Annotated in this window: 16 protein-coding genes and 1 tRNA gene; 9 read left to right on the top strand and 8 right to left on the bottom strand. The window is 64.4% G+C overall.

The annotated features are described in order from the left end of the window. The 3 genes from AABA86_RS32835 to AABA86_RS32825 form a co-directional block, all read left to right on the top strand. Nucleotides 1–846, top strand: an 846-nt coding sequence (locus AABA86_RS32835; protein ID WP_338307181.1) for a biotin/lipoyl-containing protein, incomplete at its 5' end; no start/stop codon positions are given. A 148-nt stretch (nucleotides 847–994) separates the two neighbouring features. Further along, nucleotides 995–1,861, top strand: coding sequence for an isocitrate lyase/PEP mutase family protein (locus AABA86_RS32830; protein ID WP_212253722.1), 867 nt, complete (start codon nucleotides 995–997; stop codon nucleotides 1,859–1,861). Next, nucleotides 1,858–2,157 (top strand): acylphosphatase, encoded by a 300-nt coding sequence (locus tag AABA86_RS32825; RefSeq protein WP_212253721.1) that lies wholly within the window; start codon nucleotides 1,858–1,860, stop codon nucleotides 2,155–2,157. The genes AABA86_RS32830 and AABA86_RS32825 overlap by 4 nt, the downstream gene beginning before the upstream one ends. Before the next feature lie 174 nt (nucleotides 2,158–2,331). Here AABA86_RS32825 and AABA86_RS32820 read toward each other — a convergent pair whose 3' ends face one another. Then, nucleotides 2,332–3,852, bottom strand: a complete 1,521-nt coding sequence (locus AABA86_RS32820) for a PAS domain-containing sensor histidine kinase (protein ID WP_212253720.1) — start codon at nucleotides 3,850–3,852, stop codon at nucleotides 2,332–2,334. Between the two features lie 143 nt (nucleotides 3,853–3,995). Between AABA86_RS32820 and AABA86_RS32815 the strand changes: the two genes are divergently transcribed. From AABA86_RS32815 to AABA86_RS32805, 3 genes are read left to right on the top strand one after another with little or no spacing between them, the layout of a single operon-like run. Further along, nucleotides 3,996–4,553, top strand: coding sequence for a GbsR/MarR family transcriptional regulator (locus AABA86_RS32815; RefSeq protein ID WP_212253719.1), 558 nt, complete (start codon nucleotides 3,996–3,998; stop codon nucleotides 4,551–4,553). Between the two features lie 16 nt (nucleotides 4,554–4,569). Next, nucleotides 4,570–5,235, top strand: coding sequence for a DUF4166 domain-containing protein (locus tag AABA86_RS32810; protein WP_212253718.1), 666 nt, complete (start codon nucleotides 4,570–4,572; stop codon nucleotides 5,233–5,235). After that, nucleotides 5,232–6,668: a TIGR01777 family oxidoreductase gene (locus AABA86_RS32805; protein ID WP_338309705.1), complete on the top strand. Its 1,437-nt coding sequence runs from the start codon at nucleotides 5,232–5,234 to the stop codon at nucleotides 6,666–6,668. Before AABA86_RS32810 ends, AABA86_RS32805 begins: the two co-directional genes overlap by 4 nt. Nucleotides 6,669–6,672: 4 nt before the next feature. On the opposite strand, the gene AABA86_RS32800 is transcribed toward AABA86_RS32805, so the two are convergent. Then, nucleotides 6,673–7,527, bottom strand: coding sequence for a LysR family transcriptional regulator (locus AABA86_RS32800; RefSeq protein ID WP_338309704.1), 855 nt, complete (start codon nucleotides 7,525–7,527; stop codon nucleotides 6,673–6,675). A gap of 113 nt (nucleotides 7,528–7,640) precedes the next feature. On the opposite strand from AABA86_RS32800, the gene AABA86_RS32795 reads away from it, so the two are divergent. Continuing rightward, nucleotides 7,641–8,072: a tautomerase family protein gene (locus AABA86_RS32795; protein ID WP_212253715.1), complete on the top strand. Its 432-nt coding sequence runs from the start codon at nucleotides 7,641–7,643 to the stop codon at nucleotides 8,070–8,072. Here AABA86_RS32795 and lipB read toward each other — a convergent pair. Then, nucleotides 8,069–8,806, bottom strand: coding sequence for a lipoyl(octanoyl) transferase LipB (gene lipB / locus AABA86_RS32790; protein ID WP_212253714.1), 738 nt, complete (start codon nucleotides 8,804–8,806; stop codon nucleotides 8,069–8,071). The two genes, AABA86_RS32795 and lipB, sit on opposite strands and share 4 nt — an antisense overlap. A 95-nt stretch (nucleotides 8,807–8,901) precedes the next feature. Here lipB and AABA86_RS32785 point away from each other — a divergent pair, with 95 nt between their 5' ends. After that, nucleotides 8,902–9,144, top strand: a complete 243-nt coding sequence (locus tag AABA86_RS32785) for a FliM/FliN family flagellar motor switch protein (RefSeq protein WP_011088012.1) — start codon at nucleotides 8,902–8,904, stop codon at nucleotides 9,142–9,144. 199 nt (nucleotides 9,145–9,343) lie between these two features. After that, a tRNA-Leu gene (locus AABA86_RS32780) sits at nucleotides 9,344–9,428 on the top strand. A gap of 87 nt (nucleotides 9,429–9,515) precedes the next feature. Here AABA86_RS32780 and AABA86_RS32775 read toward each other — a convergent pair. The 5 genes from AABA86_RS32775 to zigA form a co-directional block, all read right to left on the bottom strand. After that, nucleotides 9,516–10,142 (bottom strand): hypothetical protein, encoded by a 627-nt coding sequence (locus AABA86_RS32775; protein ID WP_338309703.1) that lies wholly within the window; start codon nucleotides 10,140–10,142, stop codon nucleotides 9,516–9,518. 29 nt (nucleotides 10,143–10,171) lie between these two features. Further along, entirely contained in the window at nucleotides 10,172–10,441 is a 270-nt protein-coding gene (locus AABA86_RS32770; protein ID WP_338309708.1) for a helix-turn-helix domain-containing protein, read from the bottom strand. Nucleotides 10,442–10,443: 2 nt separating this feature from the next. Further along, a complete protein-coding gene (locus AABA86_RS32765) occupies nucleotides 10,444–10,758 on the bottom strand; it encodes a type II toxin-antitoxin system RelE/ParE family toxin (protein WP_338309702.1) in 315 nt (104 codons plus the stop codon). Between the two features lie 202 nt (nucleotides 10,759–10,960). Beyond that, entirely contained in the window at nucleotides 10,961–11,146 is a 186-nt protein-coding gene (locus tag AABA86_RS32760; RefSeq protein ID WP_212253725.1) for a hypothetical protein, read from the bottom strand. After that, on the bottom strand, nucleotides 11,143–12,357 hold the full coding sequence (gene zigA, locus AABA86_RS32755; protein WP_338309701.1) for a zinc metallochaperone GTPase ZigA: 1,215 nt from the start codon (nucleotides 12,355–12,357) through the stop codon (nucleotides 11,143–11,145). Before zigA ends, AABA86_RS32760 begins: the two co-directional genes overlap by 4 nt. Nucleotides 12,358–12,387: the final 30 nt, after the last annotated feature.

The following is a 12,387-nucleotide window of genomic DNA, read 5'->3' as shown; positions in this document are numbered from 1 at the left end:
ATCGCCAAGCTCGTCACCCATGCGCCTTCGCGCGCGGCCGCGATCGAGGCGCAGGCGACCGCGCTGGATTCGTTCTATGTCGACGGCATCAGGCACAACATCCCGTTCCTGTCGGCGCTGATGCATCATCCGCGCTGGCGCGAGGGCCGGCTGTCGACCGGCTTCATCGCCGAGGAATTCCCCAAGGGCTTTGCGGTGCGCGTGCCCGAAGGTGAGGTCGCCCGGCGGATCGCCGCGGTCGGCGCCGCCATCGATCACGTGCTCGGCGAGCGCAAGCGCCAGATCTCGGGGCAGATGGGCGGCCGCGTCGTGCAGCGCGAGCGCCGCCGCGCGGTCTGGCTCGATCGCCAGGAGATATTGCTGGAGGTCGCGCGCGAGGGCGAGGCGATCGCGATCCGTTTCGTCGATGCCGAAGGCAAGACTGGCAACGCACATCTGCTGGCCTCGCCGTGGAAGCCGGGCGACCCGGTCTGGCAAGGCAGCATCGACGGCCACTTCGTCGCGGTGCAGGCGCGGCCGATTCCCAACGGCATTCGTCTCGCGCATCAGGGCGTCGAGGTCCCGGTCTATGTCTGGACCGAAGCGGAAGCGACTTCGGCCCGGCTGATGCCGGTGACGACGGCCTCCGACACCGGCAAGAAGCTGCTGTGCCCGATGCCCGGCCTCGTGGTCTCGATCGCGGTGACCGAGGGGCAGGAGGTCAAGGCCGGCGAGACGCTCGCGGTGGTCGAAGCCATGAAGATGCAGAATGTGCTGCGCGCCGAGCAGGACGGCACCGTGAAGAAGGTTCACGCCAGCGCCGGTGCGACGCTGGCGGTGGACGCGCTGATCCTGGAGTTTGCGTAAAGCGCTCCGGAGCACGACAGTCGACCCTCACCCTGGGGAGCCGCGCTTGCGCGGCGTCTCGAAGGGCGAGGCCACAGCCGGGCCTGCATCCTTCGAGACGCGCGCAAGAGCGCGCTCCTCAGGATGAGGAATTAAGAGTGAGGCGCCCATGGCCTTTCGTTCCCGCCGCGAGAAACTGCGCCTCATCCTGTCGGGCTCGGCCTGCATCCATCCGGGCTCGGTCTATGACGCGATCTCGATCCGCATCGCCGAGGATCTCGGCTTTCCGCTTGGCATGTTCGGCGGCTCTGTCGCCTCGCTCGCGGTGCTCGGCGACCCCGATATCACGCTGATCACGCTCACCGAGCTTGCCGAGCAGATGCGGCGGATGTCGCGCGCAGCTAGCCTGCCGGTACTGGTCGATGCCGATCACGGCTATGGCAATGCGCTCAATGTCCGCCGCACGGTGCAGGAGCTGGAGACGGCCGGCGCCGCCGGCCTCACCATCGAGGACACGCTGCTGCCGGCCGCCTTCGGCGAGGCGAGGACGCAGCTGATCTCGCTCGAGGAGGGCGTCGGCAAGATGAAAGCGGCGATTGACGGCCGCAGTGATCCTTCGCTGGTCATCATGGGCCGTACGGGAGCGGCCTCGATCACCTCGATCGAGGACGCGATCCGCCGCGCGCAGGCTTATGAGGCTGCCGGTGTCGATGCGCTGTTCTTCACCGGCATCACATCGCGCGCGGAGCTCGAGGCCGTCGCGTCCGCCACGCGCCTGCCGATCGTGCTCGGCGGAGCGCCGCAGGAGCTTACCGCGCTCGACTATCTCGCCAGCCAGCGCGTGCGTATCGCGCTTCAGGGCCACGCGCCGATCGCCGCCGCGACGCAGGCGGTCCACGACACGTTGAAAGCGCTGCGCGAGGGCACGGCGCCGAAGGCGCTGAGAGGTCTGGCATCATCGGACCTGACCAACCGCGTCACGCGCGAGGCCGACGTCAAGGCGCGCAGCGCCGACTTTCTCGGGCTGAAGAAATGAGCCGGGCGATCCTCCAGGTGATGATCCGCGGCCACGTCCAGGGCGTCGGCTACCGGGCCTGGGTCGAGTACCAGGCAACTGCGAGCGGCCTCGAAGGCTGGGTCCGCAATCGCCGCGACGGCTGCGTCGAAGCGCTGTTCGCGGGAGCCCCGAAGCACGTTGCCGACATGGTCGCGCTGTGCCGCCATGGCCCGCCATCCTCGCGCGTGGACAGCGTGACGAGCGAGACCGCCAGCGCCGATGAGCTGAACCTGCGCAGGGCAGGGGAAGCGTTTTCGGTATTGCCGACGGTGTAGGTGCTGTCTGTGCGCCGGCCGCATGGGAAAGGTAAATGCCGAGCAGCTAAGTTGGTCTCGTAGGGTGAGCAAAGGCGCTCTTACGCCGTGCCCACAACGACTTTCGCGATCGTCGTGAGATGGTGGGCACGCTTCGCTTTGCCCGCCCTACGAAGTGTTCACCTCTCGAGAACCTCACCGCGGCAGCTTCGAAATCGCCTCGCTCAGCTCGTGGATTTCATACGGCTTGCGCAGGATCGGGAAATCGCCGCGCACGCCGGCGGCGACGTCGCTGTAGCCGGTGGCGAGCAGGATCGGCAGGCCAGGACGGATCTGACGGAGGCGATGGGCGAGGCTGAGCCCGTCCATCTTGCCGGGCATGACGATGTCCGAGAACACGAAGTCGACGCCGTTATTCTCGATCTCGCGCAAGGCGGCTTCGGCGTCGGCGACCCGGCGGACGTGGTAGCCCAGCTGCTCCAGAAGACCGATGCTGACGAGCGCAACGTCGGGATTGTCCTCGACCAGCAGCACCGTGCCGCTGCCTTGGAAGGATGGTCCTCCAACCGCCTCTCGCGATGGCGTGTCTTCTCCGCGCGGCAACAGGATGGTGAACGTCGTGCCCTTGCCGAGCGCGCTCGCGACCTTCACCGTGCCGCCGGCCTGATGGGCGAAGCCGTGCACCTGGGAAAGGCCGAGGCCGGTGCCCTTTCCGATCGGCTTGGTGGTGAAGAACGGCTCGAAGATCTTGTCGAGAACGTCGGAGGGAATGCCGAGCCCGGTATCGGTGACGTCGATTGCGACGAAGTCGCCGGCGAGAGGCGGCTCGTCCAGCACGACATTGTGCGCGCCGATCGTCACCGTGCCCCCGTCGGGCATCGCGTCGCGGGCATTGATGACGAGGTTGAGCAGCGCGGTCTCGAGCTCGGAGGCATCGGTCTTGACCGGCCAGACGTCGTGGCCGGTGTCGAAGGCCAGGCGTACGGAACTGCCGACGCCCGCATCGAGCACCTCGCGGATTGCCGCGATGCGTTCGGCGAAATCGATCGCCTGCGGATTGACGCTCTGTCGCCGCGCGAAGGTGAGGAGCTGATTGGTGAGCGCCGCGCCGCGCTTGGTGGCGGTCTCGATCGCCGAGATCGCGCGCTGAAGCTTGGCCGCGTCGTCGGCGCCCCGCTTCAGCATGTGCAGGCTGCCGCTGATGATCATCAGGAGGTTGTTGAAGTCGTGGGCGACCCCGCCGGTGAGCTGTCCCAGCGCATCGAACTTCTGGGACTCGGCGAGCTGCTTCTGCATCGCCTCGAGCTTGAGCTGTGTATTGCGGCGTTCTGTGATGTCGCGCGTGATCTTGGCGAAGCCAACCAGCTCGCCGTCCTCGTAGATCGGGTCGATCACGACGCTTGCCCAGAAGAAGGTGCCGTCCTTGCGGACGCGCCAGCCTTCCTCCTCATAGCGGCCCTTTTCCCGCGCGATGCCGAGCGCGCGGGCCGGCTTGCCGTTGGCGCGGTCGGTCTCGGTGTAGAACCGGGAGAAATGCTGGCCGAGGATCTCCCCGGGCGAATAGCCCTTGATGCGCTCGCCGCCGATATTCCAGCTGGTGATGATCCCCTTGGGGTCGAGCATGTAGAGCGCGTAGTCCGCAACTCCCTCAACCAACAGCCGGAAACTGCGCTCGCTCTCGAACAAGTCTCGCTGTTGACTGAACTTTCCGATCATTCCGGGACCCTGCCTCGACGGGAGCAAACGCCACAAGAGGCGGATGGTTCCCTGAAGTTGGGACATTTTTAGGCAGATATTGCGCACCCGTATACGCGACGAGCCGACTTGACAAGGGAACGGTGTTGTCAGATATTTCTGTCATGACAGAAATAACCGGAAAGAAGAAACTCCCATCCGCCGTCGAGCGCTTCATCCTGCATTGGGGCGACATGGGGGACGAGTGGGGCGTCAATCGCTCGGTCAGCCAGATCCACGGGCTGCTCTATCTCGCCGAGGCGCCGATGACGGCGGAGGACATCGCCGACACGCTCGGCATGGCACGCTCGAACGTTTCCAACTCGCTCAAGGAGCTGCTCGCCTGGACCCTGATCCGGCGCGTGCCGATCCTCGGTGACCGCCGCGACCATTACGAGGCCGAGACCGACATCTGGGAGGTCGCCGCCAGAATAGCGGCGCGGCGCAAGGAGCGGGAGCTCGATCCGGCGATCGCGGCGCTCAGGGCCTGCGTGTCCGATGCCGCCGGCGATCCGACCATCCATCCGGTCGCCGCCAAGCGGCTGAAGGAGATGCTCGCCTTCACCGAGCTCGCCGATCACTGGTTCATGCAGATGCTGAAGGTGCCGCGGCCGCGGCTGGTCGCTTTGATGCGGCTTGGCGAGAAGATCGCCAGCCTGCTGCCGCTGGGCAAGGCCAAATAGCGCTGAGGAGGGTGCGATGACGTCGGCAAGGTTATCAGGCTCCAACGCATCGACCTCCGCTCACACCAAACTGCTCGACGACCGCCGCTTCCGCGCGCTGCTGTCGGACGAGGATTGGGGCCGCCTGCCGCTCGCGACCTGGCGGCGTTTCTCCAAGCGCGTCGCGGACGGCGACAGCGTCGTCTATGTCGGCGTGGTCGACGAGATCTCCTTCAGCGAGATCGGCTGGTGGTTCGCGCAGGCAGCAAAGCTGATCGGCGGGCCACTGCCGACCGGCCGCGACACCGGTGTTCCCATGATCGTCACCGTGACCGAGGACGGCACGACCGGCGGTCAGACCTGGACCCGTATCTGTGCGCGCAAGCGCGGCTTTCCGCATGTGATCCATTCCGCCAAGCGTTTTGCCGGTCCGACCGGGCTCGAGGAATATGTCGGCTTCGGCGTCTCGATGGCGCTCCGCACCGCGGTCGAGGACCAGACGCTGACCTTCCGCAGCGCCGGTTATGGGCTCCAGCTCGGACGCCTGTGGATCCCGTTGCCGCGCTGGCTCACGCCGGGCGATCTCACGGTGACGCACCGCGACCTCGGCGACGGCGCATTCCGCTTCACCCTCGATGTCATTCATCCACGTTACGGCGCGCTGATCCACCAGTCCGCCACCTTCAGGGAGGCCGTATCATGACGCCGCTGCTGTGGACGCTCATCGCCATCCAGATCGTGATGGGCGTGTTCGACACCTTCTATCACCACGAATTCACCGAGCGTCTGGCCTGGCGGGTGTCGCAGCGCTTCGAGCTGAAGCTGCACGGTATCCGCAACATGCTCTATGCGCTGCTGTTCCTCGTGCTCGGCTGGCTCGAGGTTCATGGGTTGCTGGCGCTGCTGATCGTCGCGGTGCTGGTCGCCGAGATCGTCATCACCTTGATGGATTTCGTCGAGGAGGATCTGAGCCGGAAACTGCCGCCGAGCGAGCGCATCAATCACACACTGCTCGCGATCAATTACGGCGCCATTCTCGTGCTGCTGCTGCCGGTGCTGACCGATTGGGCGATGCAGCCCTTTGGCGTGACCGTCATGAACCAGGGCCTGCTCAGCATCGCCGCGACCGCCTGCGCGGTTGGCGCCTCGCTCTGCGGCCTCAGGGATTTTGCCGCAATGCGCCGGCTCGGCCGAATGAAGAGCGTGCCGGCGCAGGGACTTGTCGAAAAGCTCCCCGGTCGCAAGACGGTGCTGATCACCGGTGCCACCGGCTTCATCGGCAGCCGCCTCGCGGCGAGCCTCAGCGGCGCCGGGCATCAGGTCATCGCGCTGATCCGCAATCCCGCGAAGGCGGAGATGCTGCCGCCGCCGGTCACGCTGATCACCAGCCTCGATCAGCTCGCCGCGGACACGCCAATCGACGCCATCGTCAATCTCGCCGGCGAGCCGATCGGCAACGGCTTGTGGACCGAGGCGAAGCGCGCGAAGATTCTTGGCTCCCGCATCGGCATGACCGGCGAAATCGTCAAACTGATCGCGCGGCTCGATCGCAAGCCCGAGGTGCTGGTCAGCGGCTCCGCGATCGGCTGGTACGGATTGTGGGCCGACCAGGTGCTGACGGAGTCGGCCAAGTCGCACGCCTGTTTCAGCCACGAGCTCTGCGCGGCCTGGGAGAAGGCGGCGCGGCCGGCGGAGGAGCTTGGCGTGCGCGTCGTCTGTTTGCGCATCGGCCTCGTGCTCAGCACAGAAGGCGGCTTCGTCACGCGCATGCTGACGCCGTTCGAGTTCGGCCTCGGTGGTCCCATCGGCACCGGGCGGCAGTGGATGTCCTGGATCGAGCGCGACGATCTCATTCGCCTGATCGCCTATGTGATGGCAACGCCGGATCTGTCGGGCCCCGTCAATGCCACCGCGCCGATCCCGGTGACCAATGCAAAATTCACCGAGGAGCTTGGCCGCCGCCTGCATCGGCCAGCGATCTTCCGCATTCCCGGCGGCTTGTTGCGCCGGATCGGCGGCGGCTTCGCCGACGAGCTGCTGCTTGGCGGTCAGCGCGTGCTGCCCAACAAGGCGCTGAGCCGCGGCTTTGTGTTCAGGCACGAGACGCTGCGCAGCGCGTTCGAGGCGATTTTGTGAGACATCAGGTGGCCGCGACGCTCCGAAACGTCGCCGCCACCGCGCGTAGCGCCGCAAGCTTGGCGGGATCGCTGACCTTCGAATGTAGCATCACCTTCGAGCTGCCGAGTTTCGGCAGCCTGTGCGCGGGTCCAATGTCGACCAGCCCGGGAGGCGCGATCCGCCGCGCCAGTGGCGCAATCGCAAGTCCCGCGAGCGCAGCTGCGACCACCGCCGTGACGCCGCCGCCGACAAAGCGCTCGCGCCAGGCGAGGCCGGCCTTGTCGAGCGCGCGCACGGCGACGGCGCTGACGCCGCAGGGCGGGGCGAGGGTTGCGAGCGGCAGTGCTTCGCCCTTCGGCAGGGTGAAGCGTCGTGACGCGAACCAGCCGAATTCGTCCTCGGTCAGTTTTTCGCCGCCGCGGCGGCTGCCTTCCTGGCGCACGATCACGGCGTCCAGCTCGCCGGCGTCGTAGGCATCCTGCATCTCGCGCGAGAAGCCGATCGTGACGGCGAGGGTGAGGTTCGACGACATCGCGTGCAGGCGTTCCAGCAGCGGCACCAGCTCGGGGCCTGCCGCGTGATCGGAGATGCCGAGCGAGAGCGATTGCGCGGCCGGGGCCTCGCCCGATAGCGCGCGGTCATGCGCCGCCATCAGCGCGCGGGCGCGATCGAGGAAGCTGGCGCCGTCGGCAGTGAGCCGGACCGCGCGTGGCGAGCGCTCGACGAGGCGTTTTGCCAGCAACGCCTCCAGCCGTTGCAGCTTGAGACTGACAGCGGCTTGTGTCGTGCCCAGCGCCTCGGCAGCACGCGTAAAACTCTGGAGGTCGGCAACCAGCAGGAAGGCCTTGATCGTGGCGATGTCGAGGGTGGTTGTCATTAGGGATCGTTATCACTGGTATCAACAGAGATAAGATACCAAAATGACGAGGGGAGGTCTAGCTTTTCACCAACGCCGCGCAAATCCCGCGCTGCATCTTGAGGAGAGCCATCATGCCCCTGATCACCGTGTCCTACACCTCGTCCCGCCAGTCGCCCTCGCTGAAGGCCGACATCGCGAACGCCGTGTCCGAGCTCACCGCAAAAATCCTGCACAAGGATCCCAAGGTGACTGCCATCATCGTGAAGTCGGTCGAGGCCGGTGACTGGTTCGCCGGCGGCAGGTCGCTCGCCGAGCAGAAGCTCGCCAGCTACTGGATCGACATCCACGTCACCGAAGGCACCAACACCAAGGACGAGAAGGCCGCTTATCTTGCCGCCATGTTCAAGCGCATGGCCGAGATCCTGGGGCCGCTGCATCCCGAGACCTATCTGCATGTCGACGAGGTCAAGGGCGACGCCTACGGTTTTGGCGGCCTCACCCAGGAGCGCCGCTACATCGCCGGCAAGCTCGACGTGTCGCTGGATCGTGCGGAGGCGGCCTAGGCGGCCGCTTCCGGCACCAACGCCTTGGTTGGCCCGAACAGCCCCTCAAACGCCTGCCGAAGTGCGATGTCGACGTCAGCCATGGTCACGAGCTGGCCGAGGTCGACCAGCGAGGTGACGCCATAGCGGGCGTCAGTGACGCCGCAGGGCACGATGCCGGCGAAATGCGACAGCTCCGGCTCGACATTGATGGCGATGCCGTGGAACGAGACCCAGCGCTTCAGCCGCACGCCGATCGCCGCGATCTTGTCCTCGAAACCTTCGCCCTTGTCGGGCCGCCTGACCCAGACGCCGACCCGGTCCTCGCGCCGCTCGCCGCGGACGTTGAAGGCGGCGAGCGTGCGCAGAATCAGCTCCTCCAGGCTCGCGACATAGGCCCGGACATCCGGCCGGCGGCGCTTGAGGTCGAGCATGACATAGGCCACCCGCTGGCCCGGCCCGTGATAGGTGAGCTGTCCGCCGCGCCCGGTGGCGAAGATCGGGAAGCGGGGATCGCGCAGGTCGGCTTCCTTGCCGGAGGTGCCGGAGGTGTAGAGCGGGGGGTGTTCGAGCAGCCACACCAGCTCCGGGGCCTCGCCTGCCGCAATGGCGGCGACCCGGGCTTCCATCTCGGCCACCGCCTGCGGATAGGGCACTGGCGCGTCCGAGATTCGCCACTCCACGGGCTGGCCGTGGGACGCCGAAAACGACGTCAAATCCAGCTCTTGGCGCGGGTTTTGGGGCAAATTAACCATTGGCTAACCATAACGTGGTGATCATTGCAGGCGCAAATGCCAAGTCCTTGTCCGAAGTCCTTGGTCCTTAGTCCCTGGTTGCGGCGGTCCTGACAGTGCCCACTCTCGATAAAGTCACCGTGGATCTCATGGTCGTCCTCGGGACGACCACCATGCCGATCCATCAAGTATTACGTCTTTCCCGCGGCGCCATCATCGAGCTGGACGCAACCGAGGCCGATGAGGTCAAGGTTTTGGCCAATAATCTGCCGGTTGCCTCCGGCGTCGTGCTGGTCGACCGCAACCGGATCGCGGTCGAGGTCAAGCAGATGCTGCCGCGCACGCCGGGCACGCGGTAGCGGCCCGGGGACCCGATAGGGCCCGGGCACCCGGTAGCGGCCTGGACCTGCGGTAAGGGCCGATTCGGGGGAGGCCCAGGAACTTTCCTGCAAAGCTGTGGAATTCAGGGCCTTTGCAGGCTTGTACCCCTCTGATGGATTTGTTAGATCGGCGCCGTTGATCCGGCTGGCCTTCAGGCCTCAAGCCGGCATCCCCAAAGCGCTCGTGGCGGAATTGGTAGACGCGCTGCCTTGAGGTGGCAGTGAGTAAAATCGTGGGGGTTCGAGTCCCTCCGAGCGCACCAAAAATCCAGCATAAGCAATTGCCATTGCTTATCTTTTGTGAAGATCAAGACCTGTCCGCGACTGACATCCTCACAGCGGAGGTCAAGTTACTCCTCTGAGACCCGCACGACTGCACCGTAGCCGACTCGGCGCTCGGTGATGGCTCTTGGCAGTACGGCGGTGATGCGTCGAAAAATGCCACCGATCACCTCAAGGCACTGGTCAAAAGTAGATCCAGTTAGGTGATCAAGTGCCCAGAAGGTGCCAAGAGCATCCGGTTTGCGTGGTGCATTGTACCGGCCCTTCCAGACGACCACCTGCGTGAGCCATCGCAGAAATTCCCGTTCTGCATCAGATGTCGAAAGCGATGCGAGTTCGGCGAGAGAGACGAGGTCATGTTGGCTGACCTGGGCAGCGATCTTCTCGCGTCCAATTAGAGAGGGATCGCGATCGACAATGATCGCCTTCAAACCGTTTTCCAAGGCGTAGCCGTACAGGAGAAAAATTGGAAAAACGTTTGGCTCATCGCACTCGATCTCCGCGTGCTCGACATCACTGTTGTCCAGTTTCTCGGAAGCTACAATCAAGGCGGTCTCGTAGCGTAGAACCAGCGCTCGCTCCTCGCTCGCCAGCATTCCAGCAGATTTGAAGAGGTCGTGCGCTTTGGCGAACCAGAACCGGGGATGTTGGAAGGCCTCAAAGTTCTGCTTGAGAAAATCGTCGAGGGTGTCCATGACCCGTCTGCCCCATCAGGACTTGGCCGTCACGCCGCTTTCTGCAACTTGATCCCGGGGCGCAGCCCAGCGCGTTGCGCAAGCCGGACCAGCATGCTCAGACTGAAACGGTTGATCTTTCCGTTCTTGATCTCCGATATCCGAGCCTGAGTGACGCCGAGTTGTGCCGCCGCCTCGGTCTGCGTCAATCCGGACTTGTTCAGCCATTTGTTGATGCCGGAAAGCAATTTGGCACGCATCTCGAGCTCTGCAGCTTCTTCCGCGGAGAAGAGGTCGTAGAATACTGATCTTGCCATCATCGTCACCTGATCTGTCTAAGTCTTGCTTTGGCGAGGTCGATGTCCCGCTTAGCCGTTGCCTGTGTTTTCTTCTGGAATGCATGCAGCACGTGAACTACGTCGCCGATCGTGGTCAGGTAGATGACCCGGTAAGCGCCTGAGGCCTGACGTATCCTGATCTCGCGAACGCCGGGGCCGACCGACGGCATTGGTTTCCAGTCAGAAGGGTTTTCGCCGATCTGAACCTGAAACAATTGATATCCAGCTTCGCGTCGCACGTCGTTCGGAAAGGCTTCGACATCAGACCGGCTGCTGCCGTGCCATCTCACTTCCTTCATTATCTGACTATGCCAATTCTGGCATAGCCGGTCAATGCGGTTTGGCGTCAGACACTGATCTTGAATGCCGCCGGTGGTACGGTGGGTGCTCGCGGAAAGGCACTTTTAGGCGTGACAAGCATCCTTATTGGATGGTGCGTTCGAACAAGCCCTTGAAGTCTCAGCAAATGCGATCGCCCTCCGAGCGCACCAAGTTCATCTCTCATTGTTGTTTGGGCTGGATTTCGGCGGCCGCCTCGTGCGCCGCCCGTTGATCTGACGGATCACGTACGCAGCCGCCGGCAGGGGCATCCGGCGGGAAGATGCTGTCGTAGATCGCACGCGCCTCGCGGATGAGGCGCTGCCGCTCGAGTTCGGATTTCGAGGCGAAGCGGACGACGTTCGTCATTCGCGTTCCAAAACTTCGTTCGCGCGCCGCCAGACTGGAAACGGGTCTGCGAGCTTCGCCCATTCCGTGACGTTCATGGCCGGCTTACCCGGGACAAGGCAGGCATCCAGGCGTGCGCGGAGCGCGCTCTCGTCCATGCCCGCGCCGATGAACACGATTTCCTGGCGGCGATCGCCATAGATGTCGTTCCAGTTCGCACGCAACCGCTTGCGCCAAAACGGGTCGTCCGGCCAGCGTTCCGCAGGCACGCTGGCCCACCAGAATCCAAGGGCCTCGGTGCGCGTGATCGCGCCGGCCTGGCTGATCTCGCCCAGCCATTGCGGCCGCGTCGCCAGCCAGAAATGTCCTTTGGCGCGAATGACACCGGGCCAGGGCTCTCGCACGAACTTGTCGAACTTTTCGGGATCGAACGGCCGGCGCGCCCGATAGACGAAGCTGGTCACGCCGTATTCCTCCGTCTCCGGCACGTGATCGGCAAAACCGTAGAGTTCCTTGAACCAGAGCGGATGCGCTTGCGCCTTTTCGAAGTCGAACCGGCCGGTGTCGAGAATGCGATCGAAGGCGACCCGGCTGTGGTTGGCTTCGATCAGCTCCGCTTCCGGATTGAGCGCGCGGATGATCTTTCGCGCTGCTTCGCGTTGTGCCGGCGAGGCGTCATCGACCTTGTTGAGCACTATCACGTCGGCAAATTCGATCTGCTCGACGAGCAGATCGACCAGCGTGCGCTTGTCGTTCGCCAGCGCTTCGCCGCGCTGATCCAGGAAATCCGTCGATGAATAATCCCTCAGCAGATTCACCGCGTCGACCACGGTGACCATGGTGTCGAGGCGTGCCACGTCGGAGAGGCTTTCGCCGCCCTCGGAGCGGAAGTCGAAGGTCGCTGCAACCGGCAGCGGCTCGGAAATACCGGTGGATTCGATCAGCAGGTAATCGAAGCGGTTGTCTTCGGCGAGGGCGCGCACCTCCTTCAGCAGGTCGTCGCGCAGCGTGCAACAGATGCACCCGTTGGTCATCTCGACGAGCTTCTCATTAGTCCTGGACAGGTTCGCATCGCCACCACGGACCAGATCCGCATCGATGTTCACCTCGCTCATGTCGTTGACGATCACCGCCACTTTCAGGCCGTGCCGGTTGTTCAGGACGTGGTTCAGCAAAGTGGTCTTTCCAGCCCCGAGGAAGCCGGACAAGACGGTGACGGGGAGTTTTTGCATGGAGATCGAACAGTCTTTTCAAGGGGATAG

This window comes from Bradyrhizobium sp. TM233 (genome assembly GCF_036247965.1).
Classification (GTDB): domain Bacteria; phylum Pseudomonadota; class Alphaproteobacteria; order Rhizobiales; family Xanthobacteraceae; genus Bradyrhizobium; species Bradyrhizobium ottawaense.
This window is presented reverse-complemented; position numbering and strand designations above follow the sequence as displayed.